At 62.7% G+C, this 21,570-nt stretch carries 23 protein-coding genes; all 23 read right to left on the minus strand.

Annotated elements, in window-relative coordinates:
- Window positions 1-274 precede the first annotated feature (274 nt).
- Window positions 275-1,333 (minus strand): beta-N-acetylhexosaminidase, encoded by a 1,059-nt coding sequence (nagZ, locus tag AC1D1Y_RS22450; RefSeq protein WP_477684291.1) that lies wholly within the window; start codon window positions 1,331-1,333, stop codon window positions 275-277.
- Window positions 1,334-1,354: 21 nt separating this feature from the next.
- Entirely contained in the window at window positions 1,355-1,750 is a 396-nt protein-coding gene (acpS, locus tag AC1D1Y_RS22455) for a holo-ACP synthase (RefSeq protein WP_477684292.1), read from the minus strand.
- Window positions 1,751-1,877: 127 nt separating this feature from the next.
- Complete coding sequence (locus tag AC1D1Y_RS22460) at window positions 1,878-2,684, minus strand: pyridoxine 5'-phosphate synthase (RefSeq protein ID WP_477684293.1); 807 nt, start codon at window positions 2,682-2,684, stop codon at window positions 1,878-1,880.
- 10 nt (window positions 2,685-2,694) lie between these two features.
- Entirely contained in the window at window positions 2,695-3,444 is a 750-nt protein-coding gene (gene recO / locus AC1D1Y_RS22465) for a DNA repair protein RecO (RefSeq protein WP_477684294.1), read from the minus strand.
- 153 nt (window positions 3,445-3,597) lie between these two features.
- A complete protein-coding gene (gene era / locus AC1D1Y_RS22470; RefSeq protein WP_477678615.1) occupies window positions 3,598-4,542 on the minus strand; it encodes a GTPase Era in 945 nt (314 codons plus the stop codon).
- Window positions 4,543-4,715: 173 nt separating this feature from the next.
- On the minus strand, window positions 4,716-5,417 hold the full coding sequence (gene rnc / locus AC1D1Y_RS22475) for a ribonuclease III (protein ID WP_436153606.1): 702 nt from the start codon (window positions 5,415-5,417) through the stop codon (window positions 4,716-4,718).
- Window positions 5,418-5,759 carry a DUF4845 domain-containing protein gene (locus tag AC1D1Y_RS22480; protein WP_477684295.1) on the minus strand — a complete coding sequence of 114 codons (342 nt, stop codon included), beginning with the start codon at window positions 5,757-5,759 and terminating at the stop codon, window positions 5,418-5,420.
- Window positions 5,760-5,824: 65 nt separating this feature from the next.
- Complete coding sequence (lepB, locus tag AC1D1Y_RS22485; protein ID WP_477684296.1) at window positions 5,825-6,799, minus strand: signal peptidase I; 975 nt, start codon at window positions 6,797-6,799, stop codon at window positions 5,825-5,827.
- Between the two features lie 11 nt (window positions 6,800-6,810).
- Complete coding sequence (lepA, locus tag AC1D1Y_RS22490; protein WP_477684297.1) at window positions 6,811-8,622, minus strand: translation elongation factor 4; 1,812 nt, start codon at window positions 8,620-8,622, stop codon at window positions 6,811-6,813.
- A gap of 572 nt (window positions 8,623-9,194) precedes the next feature.
- Window positions 9,195-10,652: a DegQ family serine endoprotease gene (locus AC1D1Y_RS22495; protein ID WP_477684298.1), complete on the minus strand. Its 1,458-nt coding sequence runs from the start codon at window positions 10,650-10,652 to the stop codon at window positions 9,195-9,197.
- Between the two features lie 82 nt (window positions 10,653-10,734).
- Window positions 10,735-11,745 (minus strand): MucB/RseB C-terminal domain-containing protein, encoded by a 1,011-nt coding sequence (locus AC1D1Y_RS22500; RefSeq protein ID WP_477684299.1) that lies wholly within the window; start codon window positions 11,743-11,745, stop codon window positions 10,735-10,737.
- A gap of 36 nt (window positions 11,746-11,781) precedes the next feature.
- Window positions 11,782-12,396 carry a sigma-E factor negative regulatory protein gene (locus AC1D1Y_RS22505; RefSeq protein ID WP_477684300.1) on the minus strand — a complete coding sequence of 205 codons (615 nt, stop codon included), beginning with the start codon at window positions 12,394-12,396 and terminating at the stop codon, window positions 11,782-11,784.
- Between the two features lie 110 nt (window positions 12,397-12,506).
- Window positions 12,507-13,151: an RNA polymerase sigma factor RpoE gene (gene rpoE / locus AC1D1Y_RS22510; protein WP_477655996.1), complete on the minus strand. Its 645-nt coding sequence runs from the start codon at window positions 13,149-13,151 to the stop codon at window positions 12,507-12,509.
- Complete coding sequence (locus AC1D1Y_RS22515; protein WP_477684301.1) at window positions 13,148-13,690, minus strand: hypothetical protein; 543 nt, start codon at window positions 13,688-13,690, stop codon at window positions 13,148-13,150. The genes rpoE and AC1D1Y_RS22515 overlap by 4 nt, the downstream gene beginning before the upstream one ends.
- A 34-nt stretch (window positions 13,691-13,724) precedes the next feature.
- Window positions 13,725-14,969 (minus strand): beta-ketoacyl-ACP synthase II, encoded by a 1,245-nt coding sequence (fabF, locus tag AC1D1Y_RS22520; protein WP_477684302.1) that lies wholly within the window; start codon window positions 14,967-14,969, stop codon window positions 13,725-13,727.
- An 84-nt stretch (window positions 14,970-15,053) separates the two neighbouring features.
- Window positions 15,054-15,293, minus strand: coding sequence for an acyl carrier protein (acpP, locus tag AC1D1Y_RS22525; RefSeq protein ID WP_007873885.1), 240 nt, complete (start codon window positions 15,291-15,293; stop codon window positions 15,054-15,056).
- Window positions 15,294-15,452: 159 nt separating this feature from the next.
- Window positions 15,453-16,199, minus strand: coding sequence for a 3-oxoacyl-ACP reductase FabG (gene fabG, locus AC1D1Y_RS22530; protein ID WP_477684303.1), 747 nt, complete (start codon window positions 16,197-16,199; stop codon window positions 15,453-15,455).
- A complete protein-coding gene (gene fabD / locus AC1D1Y_RS22535; protein ID WP_477684304.1) occupies window positions 16,196-17,146 on the minus strand; it encodes an ACP S-malonyltransferase in 951 nt (316 codons plus the stop codon). Before fabD ends, fabG begins: the two co-directional genes overlap by 4 nt.
- Before the next feature lie 92 nt (window positions 17,147-17,238).
- Complete coding sequence (locus AC1D1Y_RS22540; protein WP_477684305.1) at window positions 17,239-17,880, minus strand: hypothetical protein; 642 nt, start codon at window positions 17,878-17,880, stop codon at window positions 17,239-17,241.
- A complete protein-coding gene (locus AC1D1Y_RS22545) occupies window positions 17,861-19,207 on the minus strand; it encodes a sialidase family protein (RefSeq protein ID WP_477684306.1) in 1,347 nt (448 codons plus the stop codon). The genes AC1D1Y_RS22540 and AC1D1Y_RS22545 overlap by 20 nt, the downstream gene beginning before the upstream one ends.
- Before the next feature lie 44 nt (window positions 19,208-19,251).
- Window positions 19,252-20,175: a beta-ketoacyl-ACP synthase III gene (locus tag AC1D1Y_RS22550; protein ID WP_477684307.1), complete on the minus strand. Its 924-nt coding sequence runs from the start codon at window positions 20,173-20,175 to the stop codon at window positions 19,252-19,254.
- On the minus strand, window positions 20,175-21,290 hold the full coding sequence (plsX, locus tag AC1D1Y_RS22555; RefSeq protein WP_477684308.1) for a phosphate acyltransferase PlsX: 1,116 nt from the start codon (window positions 21,288-21,290) through the stop codon (window positions 20,175-20,177). Before plsX ends, AC1D1Y_RS22550 begins: the two co-directional genes overlap by 1 nt.
- An 85-nt stretch (window positions 21,291-21,375) precedes the next feature.
- The gene (gene rpmF, locus AC1D1Y_RS22560) at window positions 21,376-21,558 is read right to left on the minus strand and encodes a 50S ribosomal protein L32 (protein ID WP_007873878.1); all 183 of its coding nucleotides are present in this window, start codon (window positions 21,556-21,558) and stop codon (window positions 21,376-21,378) included.
- Window positions 21,559-21,570: the final 12 nt, after the last annotated feature.

Below are 21,570 nucleotides of genomic sequence, written 5' to 3' on the forward strand. Positions count from 1 at the left end.
CCACCCCTTGTGGATGCGCCGAGGAGCGGAGGTCCAGACGGATCAGGGATCGCGTTGTTTGAGCGAAGCGAGTTTAGCGAGACCCCGTCTGGACCGAGCACCGCAGGTTGCCCGCAGCGAAGCGAAGGGACGCAGCAACCAGGGTCGCCGTTTCTTTTGCTTACTTTTATTTTGGCGAAGCAAAAGAAAAGTGAGTTGCCGCCGGGCAACCCCCGGCCAGCAGAACCAAGCAAGGAGAACAGGAAAGCGCGCAAAGACCGGCGCAAGACCCGGCTTAAGGAATCAACCCCAAAGCATGCATATACGCCGGCTGCACCATCAACTCATCCCACCCAAACCCCTTCCCCTGCGGCAGCAACGCCAGTCGCCGCAACTCGCTGGCCTCCATGGCTTCCCACTGGCCTTTGAGCAGGGCTTCGGCCATGCCGTCCAGCAGTTCGTCGACGGGCTGGCCCTCGCCCACGGACTGGTTGCACAGCAGCACCATGTCGCAGCCGGCGTTGAGCGCCGTCACCGCGGCTTCGGTATAGCTCACCTCTTTGCCGTCTATCAGGCGGGCACCGGCCATGCTGAGGTCGTCGCTGAAGATCGCGCCGCCGAAGCCCAGCTGGCTGCGCAGGATGAAGTTGAGCCACTGGCTGGAGAAACCGGCCGGCCGGGCGTCGACCTTGGGGTAGATCACATGGGCGGGCATGACGCTGCTGAGCGTGGTGTTGAGCCAGCCGTAGGGTGCGGCGTCGTCGGCCAGGATGGCTTTCAGGCTGCGCTTGTCGACCGGGATGTCGGTGTGGGAATCGGCCTTGACGAAACCATGGCCGGGGAAGTGTTTGCCGCAGTTGGCGACGCCGGCCTGCAGCAGGCCGTGCATGAGGCTTTTGGCCAGCAGCGTGACGACGCGCGGGTCGCGGCCGAAGGCGCGGTCGCCGATCACGCCGCTTTCACCGTAATCCAGGTCCAGCACCGGTGTGAAGCTGAAATCGACGCCGCAGGCACGCAGTTCGGCGCCCAGCACATAACCGCAGGCGGTTGCGGCATTGGTGGCGGCCAGCTGGTCCTTCATCCACAGCAGGCCCAGTTCGCGCATAGGTGGCAGGTGGGTGAAGCCGTCGGTCTTGAAGCGCTGTACGCGGCCGCCTTCGTGGTCCACGCAGATCAGCAGATCCTCGCGAATGTCCTTGATCTCGGTGCACAGGTCGGACAACTGCCGGCGGTCTTTCCAGTTGCGGGCAAACAAAATAATGCCGCCGGTCAGCGGGTGTTTGAGGCGCCGGCGGTCGGCTTTGGTGAGCGATAAACCGTCGATGTCGATGATGAGGGGGGCGTGCTGGGTCATAGGGAAATCCGGAGGTTGGGGTCAGGAGCGTTTTTCCACCACACAGAAGCTGGCGGCGTAATCAGTCTCGTCGGTCACGGTGACATGGGCCGTGAGCTGGCGCGACTCGAACCAGGCCTTGAGCGCGCCGTGCAGGACGATTTCGGGCTTGCCGCTGGTGGCCTTGGCGATTTCGCAGGAGCGCCAGGTCATGGGCATGCGCATGCCCATGCCGATCGCCTTGCTGAAAGCCTCCTTGGCGGAAAAACGCGTGGCCAGGTAGCTGACACCGCGATCCGGCCAGCGCGCGCTGCGCTCTTTCCAGGTGGCAAGTTCGCCGTCGGCCAGGATTTTTTTGGCAAAACGCTCGCCATGCTTTTCAAGGCTGGCGCGAATGCGGCGCACGTCGCAGATGTCGGTGCCGATCCCGTAGATCATGGAGCCCCCACGGTCGCCCACTGCGTGTGGCTTCCTGCCCCCCGAGGGGGCCGCCCGCCTGCGGCCCGGCAAAGCCGGTTCCGCGGCTCAGGCTGGTACTTCAGGGTCGTTTCACGGCAGCGGGAAATCATGCCGGTGCAAACGCCCGGTCTATGCAAGCTAGGTAGCCCCTGACAGTGGCGGCATAACCCAGCTCCAGCGCGTCGGCGACCAGGGCGTGGCCTATGGACACTTCCAGCACGCCGGGCACTTCGCGCACAAACTCCGTAAGGTTGTCGCGGTTCAGGTCGTGGCCGGCATTGACGCCCAGGCCGGCGGCGGCGGCGGCGTGGCCTGCCTCGGTGAAACGGGCCAGGACTTGCGCTTTTTCAGGGCCGCCCCAGGCGCGAGCGTAGGTTTCCGTATAAAACTCCACCCGATCGGCGCCCACGGCTTTGGCGGCGGCCATGGCTTCGGGCACCGGGTCCATGAAGAGGCTGACGCGCACGCGGCGGTCATGCACCTGCTGGATCAAGGGCCACAGGCGCTCGGCATCTTCGGGGAAATTCCAGCCGTGGTCGCTGGTGAACTGGTCTTCGCTGTCGGGCACAAAGGTGCACTGGTGCAGCGGCAGGCCGCGGGCGGCCAGGTCATGCACAAAACCCATGAGGTTCTGGAAGGGGTTGCCTTCGATGTTGAATTCGCGATCCGGCCAATCTTTCATCAGTGCCGCGAGCTCAAAGACGTCGTCAGGGCGAATATGGCGCTCGTCGGGCCGCGGGTGCACCGTGATGCCCTGGGCGCCGGCCTCCAGGCACAGCTCGGCGGCGCGGCGCACGCTGGGGATGTCCAGGTGACGGGTATTGCGCAGCAAGGCGACCTTATTGACGTTGACCGACAGTGCGGTCTTGCCGTACGCATGGGACACGATGGGAACGGGCGAGAGGAGTTTCATGGGTGGCTCGTTAAAAAGCTTGCAGATCCATCATCATTTGCCGGGTTTTCAGGACCTTCACGCCGCAATGGTAGTGCAGCAGGGCGCGCAACTGGGTTTTAAGCTCATTGAAGCCGGGGATACAGGCCCGCACGGTGTCCGAGAACAAGGCCTCGTCGCCCAGCGCCTGCTGCAGCGCCTGCCACTGCCCGCCGGGCAGGCTGACACGGTCGTCGTCGTGCGCCTGGCGCAGGCCTGCCTCGGGCACCAGCACATAACGCGTGTCCGGGTCCAGCGGCGCCAGCGTGGCGGTCTCAAGATCCAGCAGGGGCAAAAGGCCGATGTCGCGCAGCAAGCGCAACTCGAACGCGCGCAGCGCCAGTTGCAGGGTTTCGGCGCTCTGCGCGGCGATCAGTTGCACCGTGGCCGCATAGGCGTCAAACAGCACGGGATGCGGGTCGTCACGGGCCATCAGGCGCATCAGCAGTTCATTGAGGTAATAACCCGACAGCAGCGCATCGCCCGTCGGCATCACATGGCCGCCCTGCCATTCGGCGCTCTTGAGGGTGCGGATTTCGGCATCGCCGCCGAAAGCGATGTGCAGCGGCTGCAAAGGCAGCAAGATCGGCCGGAAACTGGAACTCGGCTTTTTGGCCCCCCGCGCCACCAGCGCCACCCGGCCATACTTGCGGGTGAACACTTCGAGAATCAGGCTGGACTCGCTCCAGTCGTAGCGGTGGAGAACGTAAGCAGGCTCGTCGCCAATGCGTTTAGTGGCCATAGCGGTGCGCCTATAAATCCGATGGCCGGGCGCATGGCGGCGTTGCGCGGTGCTCGGAATCCTCATGCACCCAAGTGCATTCCGGTGTCCTGCGCTCCGTGCGCCTTGCCCTGCATCCCGGCCATCGAATTTCTAGGCGCACCGCGACTCCACTTACTCGTAGCCGAATGTTTTCACTCTGGCTTCATCATCGGCCCAGCCTGAGCGGACTTTCACCCAGATCTCCAGGAAGACCTTGCCGCCGGTCAGGGTCTCAAGCTCATGCCGGGCTTCGGTGCCTATGCGTTTGAGCTTTTCGCCTTTCTCGCCAATGATCATGCCCTTGTGACCGTCGCGCTCGACCACGATGGTGGCGGCGATCTTGCGCAAGGCGCCCTCCTCCTCGTACTGGTCGATGATGACGGTGGAGGTGTAAGGTAGCTCGTCGCCGGTCAGGCGGAACAGCTTTTCGCGGATGATTTCAGCGGCCATGAAGCGGTCGCTGCGGTCGGTCAACTCGTCGGCGCCGTACATCCAGGGCTGGACCGGCAGGTATTTCTCGCAAATGCCGAACAGGCGCTCGATGTCCTTGGCGTTGTTGGCCGACATGGGCACGAATTCGGCGAAATTGTGCCGCTCCTGCATTTCCTTGAGCCAGGGGGCGATCTCTGCGCGCCGGTGTATCAGGTCAAATTTGTTGGCCAGCAGGATCGCGGGCGTTTTTTCAGGCAGCAGAGCCAGCACCTTGGCGTCGGCCTGGTTGAACTGCCCGGCTTCGACCACAAAGACAATCAGGTCCACGTCGTTTACGGCGCCCACCACGGTGCGGTTCAGCGAGCGGTTCAGCGCGTTGCCGTGCCGGGTCTGGAAACCCGGCGTGTCCACGAATACATACTGTGTCGCCTTGACCGTGCGCATGCCGGTGATGCGGTGGCGCGTGGTCTGGGCTTTGCGCGAGGTGATGCTGATTTTTTGCCCCACCAAAGCATTGAGCAGGGTGGATTTGCCCACGTTGGGCTTGCCGACAATGGCGATAAGGCCGCAGCGCTGCTCGCCGGCAGCCGGCGTGCCGGGGGCGGGCACGGCAGCGCCGCGCGAGGACAGGGCTTGCGCCAGCATGGCTTCGAGCGCGTCGGGCGGCTGCACAGCGTCCAGGGCTTTGGCCTGCCGCGCTTTGGGCTTGGCGGCCGGGGCGACGGCCGGGGCCGTCGCGGGTTTCTTGGGTTCTTTTTTACCTGTACTCATAATCTTGGTGTGTTGGCCTGCGTCTCTGGGCGGCCGCAGGCGCGGAGTCAGGATTCCAGCGTCTTGACAAACATCAGCATGGCCGCGGCGGCGGCCTGCTCCCCGGCGCGGCGCGAACCGCCTATGCCGCGCTCGGCCCGCCCGAATTCGGCGATTTCACATTCGACGTCAAATGTCTGCTTGTGGGCGGCGCCCATGGTGCCCACCACGCGGTAGATGGGCAGGTTCATTTTGCGCCCTTGCAGCCACTCCTGCAATTCAGTCTTGGGATCCTTGCCGATGGCCTGCATCTGGGGATTGATCTCGACGTCCTTGAAAAGGCGGCGCACCAGCTGATTGGCGGTTTCAAATCCTGCATCCAGGTAGACCGCGCCGATCACGGCCTCCAGCGCGTCGGCAAGGATGGACGGCCGCTTGTGGCCGCCGGACTTGGCCTCGCCCTCGCCCAGGCGCACCAGGTCGGGCAGGCCCAGCACCACCGCCAGCTTGTGCAGGGTGTCCTGCTTGACCAGGTTGGCGCGCACGCGGGACAGGTCGCCTTCGGGCAGCTCGCTCAGTTGTTCATAAAGCAGGCCGGCCACCGCAAGGTTCAGGACGGAATCGCCCAGGAACTCGATGCGCTCGTTATGGTCGGACGAAAAACTGCGGTGCGTCAGCGCCTGCAGCAGCAGTTTGGGATTGGAGAACTCATGCTCCAGGCGCTTTTGCAGCGCTGGCAGGCCCGGGCTCGATGTGGCGCTGGCTCGCACTTATTTGGATTTGCCGCTGTACTTGAGCAGCAAGAAGGCGGGACCGACCATGTGGATTTCCTTGGTGTACGCGAAAGCCACCACGGTTTTGTCGCCATCCTTGGTCACTTCCAGGTCCTTGCCAGTGATCGATTTGATGTCGTCAATCTGGGCCGCCTTGTCGAAGATGGTCCGGACTTCGGCGACGGTATTGCCGTCCCTGGCCTTGTTGGCGGCCTTGGTGATGGCCTGGAGCTCCACCAGGGTCGGGAAAACCTGGGCGGCCACAATACCCGCGCAGACCAGGATGACGCAGAAAAACAGAAGGCCGATGAAAGAAAGGCCGCGTTGCTGATGTTTCATTTTTTCTCCGCTCCGACTAAAAAATCTTCCGGCTCACCATCGGGACGGCGCCGCCGCCCGTGACCTTATTCGAAAGAGCCGATACGTTTGAGGTTGCCGAAATTCATCCAGACAAAAAAGGCCTTGCCCACGATATTGGCCTCCGGGACAAAGCCCCAATAGCGCGAATCCTGCGAATTATCGCGGTTGTCGCCCATCATGAAGTACTGCCCCTCAGGCACCTTGCAGACCATGCCCTCGCTACTGTAACGGCAATTTTGCTTGAAAGGAAAGTCCATGACCTCACGCTCATCCAGTCCGGCGCGCCGTGTGTCGTCATTCAGCAACCGGTACTTGCGGGCGCCGTTGACCTCCTCGAACTGCTTGGCGTAGCGCAGCACGTCTTCATCGAAGAAATCCGGCAGCGGCGTCTTGGGCAAGGGCTTGCCGTTGATGGTCAGCTTCTTGTTGATGTAGGCCACCTCGTCCCCCGGCACGCCGACCACGCGCTTGATGTAGTCCAGGCTGGGTTTGGGCGGGTAGCGGAACACCATTACGTCGCCGCGCTGAGGGCTCTGGTTGTTGATGACCTTGATGTTCAGCACCGGCAGGCGCACGCCGTAGTGGAATTTGTTGACCAGGATCAGGTCGTTGACGAGCAGGGTCGGGATCATCGAGCCCGAAGGGATCTTGAAGGGCTCGAACAGGAAGGAGCGCAGCAGGAAGACCACCACGATCACCGGGAAGAGGCCCGCCGTCCAGTCCAGCCACCAGGGCTGCATGATGAGCCGGGCCCGGGCCTCGCCGAAGTTGATGTTGTCGACCTGGGTAATGCCTTTTTTGGCCAGTTCGGCCTGCCGGCTGGCGGCGCTTTCCTCGAGCGCCGCGGCGGCCCTGTAGCGCTGCGGCAGGAAATAAAAGCGCTCGGCCAGCCAGTAAATGCCGGTGACCACGGAGGCCAGGAACAGCAGCAGGGAGAAATTGCCTTCGACGGCGCCGAAGTACCAGGCGGCACCGTAGCCCACAAAGGCCGCCAGCACCACGGCGGTGATCGTGCTCATTGCGCCGCGCATCAGTCTTCCACCTGCAAAATGGCCAGGAAAGCTTCCTGGGGTACTTCAACGGAACCGATTTGTTTCATGCGTTTTTTACCCGCTTTTTGTTTCTCTAGGAGTTTGCGCTTGCGTGAAATATCGCCGCCGTAGCACTTGGCGATCACGTTTTTGCGCAGCGCCTTGATTGTCTCACGCGCAATAATGTTGGCCCCGATGGCCGCCTGGATCGCGACGTCGAATTGCTGGCGCGAAATGATCTCGCGCATTTTGGCCACCACCGCTCGCCCGCGGTAGGCCGACTGGCTGCGGTGGACGATGATGGACAGCGCGTCCACCTTCTCGCCATTGAGGAGGATGTCGACTTTCACCACGTCGGAGGCCCGGAATTCCTTGAATTCGTAGTCCATGGACGCGTAGCCGCGGGAGACGGATTTGAGCTTGTCGAAAAAGTCCAGGACGATCTCGCCCAGCGGCATCTCATAGGTCAGCATGACCTGCTTGCCGTGGTAGGCCATGTTCAGCTGGATGCCGCGTTTCTGGTTGGCCAGCGTCATGACGGCGCCCACGTAGTCCTGCGGCATATATAAGTGCACGGTGACGATGGGCTCGCGGATCTCGTTGACTTTCCCGGCGTCCGGGATTTTGGACGGGTTCTCGACCTTGATGGTCTCACCGTCGGACTTGAGCACCTCATAGACAACGCTGGGCGCCGTGGTGATCAGGTCCTGGTCAAACTCCCGTTCCAGCCGCTCCTGGACGATCTCCATGTGCAGCAGGCCCAGGAAGCCGCAGCGAAAGCCGAAACCCAGGGCTTCGCTGACTTCCGGCTCATAGTGCAGGGAGGCATCGTTGAGCTTGAGCTTTTCGAGCGCGTCGCGCAGGGACTCGTACTCGCTGGCCTCGGACGGGTACAGCCCGGCAAACACGGCGGGCTGGATTTCCTTGAAGCCGGGCAGTGCCTCGGTGGCGGTGAAAGCCGCGCCGCCGGTGCCGGGCTTGATCAGCGTGACGGTGTCGCCCACGCGGGCGGCCTGCAGTTCCTTGATGCCGGCGATCACAAAGCCCACTTCGCCGGACTCAAGCGCCTGGCGCGGCTCGGTGTGCGGGGTGAAAACCCCCAGTTGCTCGGCGTTGTACATGGCTTCGCTGGCCATCAGCTTGATGCGGTCGCCCTTGGCGAGCCGGCCGTCCACCACGCGCACTAGCATGACCACGCCCACATAGGCGTCGTACCAGCTGTCGATGATCATGGCGCGCAACGGGCCGTCGGGGTTTCCCTTGGGCGGCGGAATCCTGGCGACAACGGCCTCCAGAATTTCATCGATGCCCATGCCGGTCTTGGCGCTACAGGGGATTGCGTTGGTCGCGTCGATGCCGATCACTTCCTCGATTTCCTGCTTGGCGTTTTCGGGGTCGGCCTGCGGCAAGTCCATCTTGTTGAGCACCGGCACGACTTCGACGCCGAGGTCCAGCGCGGTGTAGCAGTTGGCGACGGTCTGCGCTTCCACGCCCTGGCTCGCATCCACCACCAGCAGCGCGCCCTCGCATGCGGACAGCGAGCGGCTCACTTCATATGAGAAGTCGACGTGGCCCGGCGTGTCGATCAGGTTGAGGTTGTAAACCTCGCCGTTGAGTGCCTTGTATTTGAGCGCGGCGGTCTGCGCCTTGATGGTTATCCCACGCTCTTTTTCGATGTCCATCGAATCCAGAACCTGCGCGCTCATCTCGCGGTCCTGCAAACCACCGCAGCGCTGGATGAGCCGATCGGCCAAGGTGGACTTGCCGTGATCGATGTGCGCAATGATCGAAAAATTTCTGATGTGATTCATCAACGAGAACGCCTAAGTACTTGAAAGTATTGCGAAGAGATTGGACTCAATTCGCGAGGGGCCATAAAAAAGGGCGCGTCGATTGCGACGCGCCCTGAACCAACAATCTATGGCAACTGCGATAGTTGGAACTTCATTGTAGGCAAAAAGCCAGAGCCGAACAGTCCCGAAATCGCCATATTTTTGTCGTTGCAGGCTAGCAACAGGAATCTTATACACAACTTATTCACAATTTTAAACTGCTTGTCTCTGGACAACTTGTGGGTGATCTGTGGAGCGATGGGTATTACCCAAAATTAAGATCGAAAGTGGGATTTTGGGCTTCCCGATATATCCAAAAGACGCAGAGGCAAGCCGATATTCTACCGAAAACCGTCCTTGTCTCGTTTTATTGTTAGTGGTCACCAACAAAAAGCAGAGGCGAGCCCTCTCAAAAATATATTTTTTGGAGGCCCAAAAAAGACTGGGGACCCCGGCAAAACCCACAAATCCCAGCAGGGTATGGGGGCCTTGAAGACCCGCATCGACCTCTCCGACGCCTTTGCCGGGCCTCCTCCAGGTTTGCTTGCGGTTTAGCGTGAGGGCCGGATCAAAGCGTACTGCGCCCATTCGCCGCGGCGGAACAGCACGTTGATGGCCTTGGTCTTGTCGATTTTTGCGAGCGCAGCCTCAAATTCCTTGACGCTGGTGACTTCGGAATTGGCGATCGCCACGATCACGTCGCCCTCTTTCAGCCCAGCGCGTGAGGCCGCGGCTTCGGCCGTGTCCACCTTGACGCCGCCCTTGATCTTGAGTTCCTTCTTCTGCGCGTCGTTCACTTCGCTGACCACCAGGCCCAGGGCCTGCGCGGCGCCGGCGACCGGGGGCTTGGGCTCGGGGCCCGACGCTTTTTTGGCCGGTTTTTCAGGCTCGACTTCGCCGATGGTGACCGAGAGGTCCTTGCTCGCGCCGCGCCTGAAGACGGTCACCACGGCCTTGGTGCCGGGCTTCACATTGCCGACCATGCGCGGCAGGTCGCTGGATTTCTCGATGGCCTTGCCGTCGAACTTGATGATGATGTCGCCGGCCTCGATGCCGGCTTTTTCCGCCGGTGCGCCGCTTTCAACGCCGCGGACCAGAGCGCCCTGCACCTTGCCCAGGCCTATGGATTCCGCCACCTCCTTGGTGACCTGGTCGATCTGCACGCCGATACGGCCCCGCGTCACCTTGCCGGTGCTGCGCAGCTGGTCGGACACGCGCGCGGCCTCGTCAATGGGGATGGAAAAGGAAATGCCCTGGAAGCCGCCGGAGCGCGAGTAGATCTGGCTGTTGATGCCGACGACCTCACCGCGCATGTTGATCAGGGGGCCGCCGGAATTGCCGGGGTTGATGGCCACGTCGGTCTGGATGAAAGGCAGGTAGTCGCCGGTGTCGCGCTGCTTGGCGCTCACGATACCCGCGGTCACGGTGTTTTCAAGGCCGAAAGGCGAGCCGATGGCCATCACCCATTCACCCACCTTGAGGCGGTTGATGTCGCCGATCTTGACGGCCGGCAGGCCTGTCGCCTCGATCTTGACCACGGCCACGTCGCTGCGTTTGTCGGCGCCGATGATTTTGGCCTTGAATTCACGCTTGTCCGTCAGGGTGACGAGGACCTCGTCGGCGCCCTCGACCACATGCGCATTGGTCATGACGAAGCCGTCCGCCGTCAGGATGAAGCCGGAGCCCACGCCGCGCGGCTGATCTTCGTCGGGCTGGCCGCGGTCGGGCCGGGGCGCGCGCGGCATGTTGGGCGGAACCGGAATGCCGAAGCGCTTGAAGAACTCCAGCATCTGCTCGTCAGCGCTTCCGCCGGCGGAAGGCTTGGCCTTTTCCAGGGTGCGGATGTTGACCACCGACGGGCCTACCTGCTCCACCAAATCCGTGAAGTCAGGCAATGTGCGGTTTTGCGCCCATGCAGGGGTTGCCGGCACCAGCGTGGTGACGGCAGCGGCGGCCACCAGGCCGGCAGTCAGGCAGGAGCGCAGGGGTTTCCAGTTCAGTTCAAGCATTGTCAGCCTCGTCAAAAATATGGGTCTTCAGGCCTCCAGGCCACCGCCGGAAAGAGCCGGCCGCCGGAGCGCCAGGGGCATATTATTTCCTGCGCTCCAGGCCGTTGGCAAAGAGCTTCAGGGTGGCCATGGGGACTTCGCCCATGACGGTGATCCAGTAGGCATCCAGCTGCCGGGTGATGGTCTGGGTGGCGCCCATCGACAGGCTGGATTCGCGTTCATGGCGTTGTCGGTCGAAGGGCTCCACAAAAATGGAGACCGAGGCCAGGCCGTCGGAAAAAATCCATTGCAGGGGTTCCTCGCCGGGCGCCGGGCTGGCCGTCACCGGCCGCTTGTAGCAGCTCATGGGCTTGAAACCCGCCACCGGCGCCTTCAGCACCCAGCCCTCAGCACTCGCGGAGGTCTTCACCAGGACCGGTTTTTCCACGCGGTAGCCCTCGACCTTGCCCATCATCTGGAGCAGCTTGTCCATCTTGACCGGGGCATCGAGCTGCAACTCGGAAAACGCCGCCTGTTCCAGCACCTTGCCGTCGGTGTCCAGCGTCTGCAGCTTCACGACCAGGCCTTTTTTCTGCTCGGTCCAGACACGGTAGCCGAAGCGCATGCTGTCCTTGGGCACCAGCAGCACGATGTCGGCTTCGACGCCGGCCACGCGATCGGTGCCCTCCTGCTTGACCTTGTAGAAATCGGCGATACGGCTGTCGGTCGATTGCAGCAGTTGCGGGAACATGCCCAGCGACTCGCGCTTTTCACTGCGGACCACCTTGTGGTCGGGCATGAAGGTGACCACCTGGTCGTTGTGGCGGAAGATGGAGCGCGGCGCGCCGGTCAGCGTTTCGACCCGTTCCATCTGCTGGTCGCCTTCGCAGACATGCCAGATCTTGGCGCTGGACATGGCGCCGCCCGACGAGACCACAAAGGTGCCGATATAGGAACGCTTCCTGGAGGCCTCGTGCATGCGCATCAGCCAGTCGTTGATGCTGCGGGACTCCACGGCCGATGCCGCGGGGGGCGAGGCCTGCGCCGCCACGTGCCCCATGGCCGGCAGCGTGCATCCTGCGAGGGCGAGAAGACGAAGAAGCTTGAGGTTCATGGTGTCGCCAAAGCCCGGTCGCAACGCAGCGCGCGTTCAGCGCCCGGCATTGCGAGGGGTCTCAAAAGTGGCATTGCGCAGGAAGCCCGAGGGCTCCTGGAGGGCCGAGGTGCCGCCCAGTTGCTTGTGTGCGGCCAGCAGTTCTTCAAGCCGCGCATCGCGAACCATGAGGCCTTGCGGCGAAGCGACCACCACCTGCTGGGGGGAGGCAGGCGCCTGGGCCAGTTGCGGCGCGGCGGCGGGTGACAGCAGGCCGGCGGCGTTCCACGCAATGGCGGACACCGCCGCGAGCGACGCGAAACCCGCCACCAGCTTCCAGCGAAATTCTCCGTCGTTGGAAGCCTGGCTGCGGTGAGGAGGCAGGACCAGGGGCACATCCTGGACGGCCGGCTGGACCGGACGGGTCGGTGCACCCGGCAAGGCTTCCTGCGCCAAGCGCTGGTTCAGGCGACTCAAAAATGCCGTATCCACGCCGCGCAGGCCCTGCGAAGGGGATCGCAACGCATCGCCGATCAGGTGATAGGTATCCCAGCACGCCACGGCCGAATCATCGTGCCGGCTGGCATGCAGCGCGGCCGCAAAGTCTTCCCCGTCCAGCTGGCCATCGGCCAGTGCGGATATGAGTTCGCTGGTTTGCATAGACGGTTTCATGATGTTCGTGGTGTCCGTGGTGCTCGGGGGTAGCGGGGCTGCCGTGGTGACGGGCTGAAAATACCTGGTTTGCTTCGTGGCTTCATGGTTGGCTCCTGGGTGCTGCGGCCTCACCAGCGCTTGCCGCTCTGGTTTTCCAGCAGGGGTTTCACCTTCTGTGAAATCGCTTCACGTGCCCTGAAAATCCGGGACCGCACCGTGCCTATGGGGCAATCCATGGCCTCGGAAATCTCTTCATAGCTCAAGCCCTCGATTTCACGCAGGGTGATGGCCTGACGGAGCTCCTCCGGCAGGGCTTCCATGGCGGCATTGATGATCTCCGCGATTTCCTTGCTGGCCAGCACGGCTTCCGGCGTTTCCGAGCTTGTTAGTTCGTTTTCCAGCGGGGAAGTTTCATCGCTTTCCTCGCTTTGGCCCGATTTGAAGGAATTTTCGGAAACGGTCGGGTCCCGTTTGAGGTCCATCAGGGCTTTTTTCGCGGTATTCACGGCGATCCGGTACAGCCAGGTGTAAAACTGGGCCTCGCCCCTGAATTGCGCCAGGGCCCGGTAGGCCCGGATAAACGTCTCCTGGGCGATGTCTTCCACCAGGTCCACGTCGCGAACCATGCGGCCTATCAGGCGCTGGATGCGCCGCTGGTATTTGATGACCAGGAGCTCATAGGCTTTCTGGTCACCCGCGACGGTGCGCTCGACCAGCATGGCGTCGCTGTCGATGGCTTGCTCCGCCGGCAATGGTGGCAGGTCAGCGCTCATGGAGGGTTTGGCGTGCCGTCAATGGAGTGCATAGCCCCCGATACTGCCACAGCCGGTGCCCCATCCATTCGCAGTGAGTCGTGCTGCCAAGGCATAGCGGCCGCCTTGTGCGGCGAAAAAACCGCCCTGCGCAGGTCCAGCCAGCGCTCGGGCATGCTGCGCCGCTCCATCCAGAGCCACAAACAGGCATGGGCCTGGTTTTCGAGCCGCAGCAGCATGGCATGCTGGAAATCAGCCAGCACCGACAGCCCGTACTCGGCGATGCCGGCCTGGTAGCCCGGACTTTCCCAGCGCCAGACCTCGCCGTCCCAGGCGAGTTGACCCGCCGGAGCGTTGCGCCAGCCGGTATAGGCCGCGGCGCCGGCGCCAAGCACAAAAACAAGCGCCAGCGCGATACGCCAATCGAGTGGCCTGCCGCCCTGGAAAAACCAGGCCAGTGTCAGGAACAGGCCACAAAGCCACAGGCACAGCAAAAGCGCGCCCAGGAAACGCGAACGCCCCAACGGATAAACAACCGGAGGGGCGTTGTGTGTGGTCAAGGGCGTGCTTGGCTTGCGAGGCGTGCGGGAAAAATCAGGCGCGCTTGAAAACCAGCGTGCCGTTGGTACCGCCAAAACCGAAGTTGTTTTTGACGGCGAGCTCGATCTTGGCGTCACGCGCGGTGTTGGCGCAGTAGTCAAGGTCGCACTCGGGATCCTGGTTGAAGATGTTGATGGTCGGCGGGATCTTCTGGTGATAAAGCGAGAGCACGGTAAACACCGATTCGATGCCGCCCGCCCCACCCAGCAGGTGGCCGGTCATGGACTTGGTAGAGCTGACCACCAGGTCCTTGGCGTGGCCGCCGAACGCCGCTTTGATGGCATTGGTTTCGTTCAGGTCACCCAGTGGCGTGGACGTGCCATGCGCATTGAGGTACTGGACCTCATCGGCGTTGACACCGGCGTTCTTCAAGGCCATCACCATCGAGCGGCGCGGGCCGTCGACGTCGGGGGCGGTCATGTGGTACGCGTCGGCGCTCATGCCGAAGCCGGTCAGCTCGGCGTAAATTTTTGCGCCGCGCGCCTTGGCGTGTTCGTACTCTTCGAGCACCAGCACGCCGCCGCCCTCGCCCAGCACAAAACCATCACGGTCTTTGTCCCAGGGGCGCGAGGCTGTTTTCGGGTCTTCGTTGCGGGTGGACAGGGCGCGGGCGGCCGCGAAGCCGCCTATGCCCAGGGGAGACACGCAGGACTCCGCGCCACCGGCCACCATCACGTCGCAATCACCGTATTCGATCATGCGGGCCGACAGGCCGATCGCGTGAAGGCCGGTGGTGCAGGCCGTGACGACCGCGATGTTGGGGCCCTTGAAGCCGAATTTGATGGACACATGCCCGGAGATCATGTTGATGATCGAGGCAGGCACAAAAAACGGTGAAATCCGGCGCGGGCCGCGATTGACCAGCTCGGTATGCATCTGCTCGATCATGGGCAGACCGCCAATGCCAGAGCCGATATTGCAGCCGATGCGCGTGGCCATTTCGTCGCCCAGCGCCTCGCCGGTGGGCAAACCGCTGTCGGCCACCGCCTGGAAGGCCGCGGCCAGTCCCAGGTGGATGAAGCGGTCCATGTGCCGGGCTTCTTTTTCGGGGATGTAATCCGCGATGTTGAAACCCTTGACTTCGCCGGCGAATTTGCAGGCGAGGTTGCTGGCATCAAACCCGGTGACAAGGTCAATCCCGGGCTTCCCGGCAAGAAGATTGGCCCAGGACTCAGCCACGGTATTACCTACCGGGCTGACGCAACCCAGACCTGTCACGACGACACGACGACGGCTCATTCAGAAATCCTGAAAAGAACCTGAAAAGGCCCTGTGGCTTTTCAGGCTTGATGACGGCAGAGTCACAGGCGAAAACCTGCGGCCTCAGGCCTTTTGATGGGTGTTCGCGTAGTCAATCGCGTTCTGGACGGTGGTGATCTTCTCGGCGTCTTCGTCGGGAATCTCAATGCCGAACTCGTCTTCCAGAGCCATAACCAGTTCTACGGTGTCAAGGGAGTCTGCGCCCAGGTCGGCCACAAAGGCTTTTTCATTGGTGACCTGGCCTTCTTCCACGCCGAGTTGTTCGGCAATGATTTTCTTAACACGTGCTTCGATATCGCTCATAGTTCCCTCTGAGGGTTGTAAATTAATCCGTGATTTTACCGCGTTAGAGTCGTTTCCCTAAGCACCGCGCCGGACGGATAAAAACCGGCTTCGATTTCCCGTGTTTTACCACTGTCAACCCGCGGTTTTCATGAAACCCCAGGTTGACGGCCCCAAGGGCTACATATACATACCGCCGTTGACGTGAATCTCCTGGCCGGTAATGTAAGCCGCCTGCGGGCTGGCCACAAAGGCCACAGCGTGCGCAATGTCTTGCGGCTTGCCGAGATGGCCCAGCGGAATCTGCCCCAGCAGCGCTTTTTGCTGCTCTTCGGGCAGGCCGGCCGTCATGTCGGTCTCGATAAAGCCGGGCGCCACGCAATTGACGGTGATGTTGCGCGAACCTAGTTCGCGCGCCAGCGCACGTGTCATGCCGGCCACGCCGGCCTTGGCGGCCGCGTAATTGGACTGGCCTGCATTGCCCGAGGCGCCGACCACCGAGGTGATGCTGATGATGCGGCCGTAGCGCTGCTTCATCATGGTGCGCATCACCGCGCGGCTCATGCGGAACACAGCCTTGAGATTGGTATCCAGCACCGCATCCCAATCGTCGTCCTTGAGGCGCATCGCGAGCATGTCGCGCGTGATGCCGGCGTTGTTGACCAGCACCTGCAGGCCGCCGTGCTCCTTGACGATGGCCTCGATCAGCGCTTCGGCGGCGGTAACGTCGTTCACGTTCAGGTTTTTGCCGGCGCAACCCGGAAAAGCCGCGAGGGCCAGGCCGATCTTGGCCGCCCCTTCGTCGCTGGTCGCGGTGCCTATGACCTTGAGGCCTTTCTGGGCCAATTCGAGTGCGATGGCCGCACCGATTCCACGCGAGGCACCGGTGACCAGCGCGACCTGGCCTTCAAACTTGACTTCACTCATGCCATTAACTCCTTCACTTCCGCCAGCGAGGCGGGATCAAACAGGGCGACGCCGGTCAATTCGGGGTCGATTCTTTTGGCCATGCCGGCCAGCACCTTGCCCGGTCCGCATTCGACCAGCGTCGTGAGGCCGCGCGCCTTGATGGCCTGCACGCACTCCACCCAGCGCACCGGACCGAAGGCCTGGCCGTAGAGCGCCGCGCGAATGCGTTCCGCGTCGGTCTCGACGGCCACTTCGATGTTGTTGATGACCGGGATTTGCGGCGCCGCGAAATCGACGGCGGCCAGCTTTTCGCGCAGCTTCTCGGCCGCGGGCTTCATCAGGCTGGAGTGGAAGGGAGCCGACACCGGCAGGGGCAAGGCGCGCTTGGCGCCGTTGGCCTTGAGCACTTCGCAGGCTTTCTCGACCGCAGCCTTGCTGCCCGCGATGACGGTCTGCATCGGATCGTTGAAATTGACGGCTTCCACCACCTCGGAGGTGTTGGTGCCGAAGCTGCGCGCGGCTTCGGCGCAGCCTTCGATCACTTTGGAGGCTTCCATGCCCAGAATGGCCGCCATCGCGCCCACGCCAACCGGCACGGCGTCCTGCATGGCCTGCGCGCGAAAACGCACCAGCGGCGCGGCCTGCGCGAGCGTCAGCACGCCGGAAGCCACCAGCGCGGAATATTCGCCCAGCGAGTGGCCAGCCACCGCGGCCGGCGCGGCGCCGGTCTCGGCCATCCAGGCGCGGTAAGCCGCCACGCCGGCGACCAGCATCACGGGCTGCGTGTTGGTGGTCAGCGCCAGCGCCTCCTTGGGGCCTTCCTTGATCAGCCGGCCGACGTCCTCGCCGAGTGCCTCGGAGGCTTCGGCCAGGGTCTGCGCAACCACCGGATGGTCGCCCCAGGCGTCCAGCATGCCGACCGACTGCGAGCCCTGGCCGGGAAAAACAATAGCAAACGATTTCAAATGATTACTCCATGGGTCGAATTCTTGGATCGCTGAAAAGCATCCGCCTGTATTTTAAGAAGATGACCAGCCATTTTTTAAAGCGCGACCGGTCAGGCTGAGGATGGCATGGCGCCATGGTGTGTACCTCGCAGCCGCGCAAGCCCCAAGCCAATCGCCGATTTGATGCACTGGTAAATCGCCGCAACGGCCAGCCAGGGGTCCATAAGGTAATCCCACAGGTTGGTCGACTCCAGCGCGCCCGCCACCCAGGCCAGCAGCCCCAGGGCCAGCAAGGCGGGCAACAGCCGAAAACCCTTGGCCCAGCAGGCCAGTGACAGCACCAGAAGCGCCGCCCAGAGGGCCCACGAGCCCCATCCCAGCCGGTAGGCATCCCAGTCACCCCAGCCCAGGGCCAGCGGATACAAAAACAAGGCGCCGGCCGCGAAGGCCAGGTTCACCGCCATGCGCTCACGCTGCGTCACCAAAGGGATGCCGCGCAGCCGCTGGTACATGCCCAGGCAGGCGATGGCTACCAGGGAAATGCTCAGGTCCGAGCTGATGCCGCGCACATAGGCCACGAGCGGCAAACGGGCGGGCCCCACCGGGCACCACAGCAGCGCAAACACCGCAGCGGTCACAACTTTGGTCCACTGCGTGGCGCCACGCCGCCAGCTCAGCAGGCGCAGGCAGCCGGCGCTGAGCACCAGGTTGATGCCGAGCAAGGCGATCAGATCATTTGCCGGGGGGAACATGGCTGGGCGCCGCTTGCGCGGACTCAAGGGTTTGCAGGGGATCCAGCCGCACATGCTTGATGCGCGTGCGGTGCCAGGTATAGATCAGGTGCAGGTAGCCGTCGCGGCTTTGCAGCAGGTAGGGATAGGAAAACTCCTGGGAGCAGCTCTGGCCGCCGCACAGCTGGCGCCGGGCGCTGGCCACATAAGCCTGGGCTTCATCGTCCCGGGCGCCGCGGGCCTTGAGTTCCTGCGTCAGCAGGCGCTCGTAGTCAGCGAGGGACGTGCGTGCCTCTGGATTGGCGGACGACTCCACGATCCATGGCGCCACGCCGTCAAACGAGCCACCCGCCCCCGTTTGCAGCAAGGCCAGGATTTCGCGGTTGCGGGGCGCCGGGTTCAGGGCCAGCCATTGCGCGCCGGTGTTCGTCACGGCGCTGGCCACAGCGGAGTCCGGGTTGGGCCAGGTACTGGCATGGGCCGGCGACCAGGTCTTGCCGGCATCGGTGGTGCCTGAGGCCATCAGCGCCACGGCATTGCCCGAACGCATATAGACCTGCGCCTTCTCTGGCCCCGAAACCAGGACAACCGGCTGCAGGCTGGTGCGGCTGCCGGGAATGCGAATTTTGTCGACCACTTGCCCCATGGCGTTGACACGCAGGACTTCGCCGAACTTGGCGATGAACTCGTGGTACACGGGCAGGCCGGTTTCGCCGTTCTCGAAGCCGATGGGCGCGCCTTTGACCAGGGTGCTGATATTCAGGAAGGGTGAAGTCACCAAGCGGCGCGGCGCGCTCCAGGTCGCACCTTCGTCGGTGGAACGTGCCCAGGTGATGGAGCTGCCCGCCCACCCGCCCAGCGAAACATTGACCATCCACAGGCTCAGCGAGCCGTCGGGCGCGCGGGCGATCACCGGATTTCCGAGCTTCTTGACGTAACGCCACAGGCCTTGCTGGAGAGTTTGCCGGTCAAACAGGGTGCTTTCCGCGCTCCAGCGCAAACCGGTTGCGTCCGTGACAGCGCTCTGGATGGTGACGTCCCCGGCGCCCTCGCGGGAACCCGAGAACCAGACCGCCCGCAAGCGCCCGTCGCGCAACTCCACCAGGGAAGCCGCATGCACGGCCTGGCCGGGGGAAGAGGAAACGAACTGCGCATCAAAGCGAAAGCGTCCGTCCGGCGAGCGCTGCTGCGCCGGCGGGACTGTGCGCGGCGAGGGTTTGATCGCCGGAGCCGACAAAAACGGCGAAGCCGTCGGGTGCTGCAGGATTTTCCATCCGGCCAGGGCGAAGGCCAGCACCAACAAGGCAGCTGCGAGGCGCTCCAATGCACCGGACGGTTTGAAATTCAATTGCCCACCTGTCTGTGAAAGCCTGGCGGATGGGTGGGAGCCGCTCAGTAGTTGAGAAGCACCGCACCCCAGGTAAAGCCACCGCCCACGCCTTCGAGCATGAGGGTGTCGCCTTTTTGGATCTTGCCGCTGCGCACTGCCGTATCCAGCGCGAGCGGGATGGAGGCGGCGGAGGTGTTGCCGTGCTGGTCGACGGTGACCACCAGTTTCTCAAGCGGCATCTTCAGTTTTTTGGCCGTGCTCTGCATGATGCGGATATTGGCCTGGTGCGGAATCAGCCAGTCGATGTCGGCATCGGTCATGTTGGCCTTGGTCAGCGTGGCGCGCGCGGCGCTTTCGAGCACGCCCACAGCCAGCTTGAACACGGCCTGGCCGTCCATCTTGAGCAGGGGGTCGCCGAGAATCTGGCCGCCCGAGACATTGCCGGGCACGCAGAGAATGCCGACGTGCTTGCCGTCGGCATGCAGGTCGCTGGCGAGAATGCCGGGTGTCTCCGAAGCTTCGAGCACCACGGCGCCGGCGCCGGCGCCGCACCCTATCACCAGCGCCTTGCTGGCCGAACCGGTGCGTATCATGGCGTCGGCCACGGTCAGCGCGTAGACGAAGCCGCTGCACACGGCCTGCACGTCAAAGGCCGCGCAACCGGCGATACCGAGCTTGTTCTGCAAAATGCAGGCGGCAGACGGAAACACCATGTCGGGTGTCGAGGTCGCCACGATGATGAGGTCGATGTCGGATGCCTGAAGGCCGGCGGCCTGCAGGGCATTTTTGGCCGCTTCGACGCCCAGGTCGCTGCTGGTCACGTCGGGCGCGGCGAAGTGGCGGGCCCGGATGCCGGTGCGCTCCACAATCCATTCGTCGGAAGTTTCCACGCCTCGGGTGGCCAGGTCGGCGGCCAGTTCGGCGTTGGTCAGTCGGCGCGGCGGCAAATAACTACCGGTGCCGGTGATGCGTGAGTAACGGGTCATTAATGAGTGGCCGGTGTTGAAACTGCTGAGTCAACTGGCATTGAGAAGGCCTCGGTCGGCGTATCGGCGGAAGGTGCCGCCTGCGCCGCAGCCAGCAAAGGGGCCGCATGGGCAATACGTTCGCGGACTCTCTCAAGCAAATTGTTCCGAGCCGCATCATAAGCCCGATTCAGCGCCCTCTCGAACGCGAAGGCATCGGCCGAGCCGTGGCTCTTGAAGACCAAGCCTTGTAGGCCGAGCAGCGCCGCCCCGTTGTAGCGCCTATGATCAACTCGATTTTTAAAGGCATTGAGAACCGGATAGGCGATGATGGCCGAAATTTTCGTGAAGATATTGCGGGAGAATTCGGTCTTCATGAAGCCGCCAATCATGCTGGCCAAGCCCTCGCTAGCCTTGAGCGCCACATTTCCCACAAAGCCATCACACACAACGATATCCGTCGTTCCCTTGAAAATATCGTTGCCCTCGACATTCCCATAAAAATTCAAATCACCGGAATTAGAAGCAGATCGAAGCAATTCACCGGCTTTTTTTATCATTTCACTGCCTTTTATCGCCTCTTCACCGATATTAAGCAGCCCGACGCTGGGCGTGGGATTGGTAGTGATGGCAGCTACCAGGGCAGAGCCCATGACGGCAAATTGCAGCAGGTGTTCTTCGGTGCAGTCGACATTGGCGCCCAGGTCCAGTACCGTGGTGGCGCCGCCCAGGGCATTGGGCAATTGGGTGGCGATGGCAGGGCGGTCTATGCCTTCAAGGGTTTTGAGGACGTAGCGGGCAATCGCCATCAGGGCGCCGGTATTGCCGGCCGACACCGCCGCCTGGGCCGCGCCATCCTTGACCTGGTTGATTGCGACCCGCATCGAGGAATTTTTCTTGCGCCGCAGGGCGATCTCGATCGGATCGTCCATGGTGACGATCTCGCTGGCCGGGACGATCTGGCAGCGTGGGTGCGCCTGGAGCCGCGCGTGCAATGGATGCGTCGCGAGGGTTTCAGGCTGGCCCACCAGCACCACGGCGGCATCCGGGTGGCCGTCCAGGAACGCCAAGCTGGCCGGCAGCGTCACGGCGGGGCCGATATCGCCACCCATGGCATCGACAGCGATCCTGATCATGAGGCGACCGGTGCAGTCAAAATGAGGAGTTCAGGCAAAAGAAAGGCCCGCAGGATGAGTGCGGGCCCATGCTCAAAGCGTGAAATTACGCTTCGGATTTGGTTTTCAGCACCTTGCGGCCACGGTAGAAACCGGTGGGGCTGATGTGGTGGCGCAGGTGGGTTTCGCCGGTGGTGGATTCCACGGCAATGCCTGGCACGGTGAGTGCGTTGTGCGAGCGGTGCATACCGCGCTTGGAAGGTGACTTTTTGTTCTGCTGGACGGCCATGATCCGCTCCTG

It is taken from the genome of Polaromonas sp. P1_G1 (assembly GCF_056405595.1).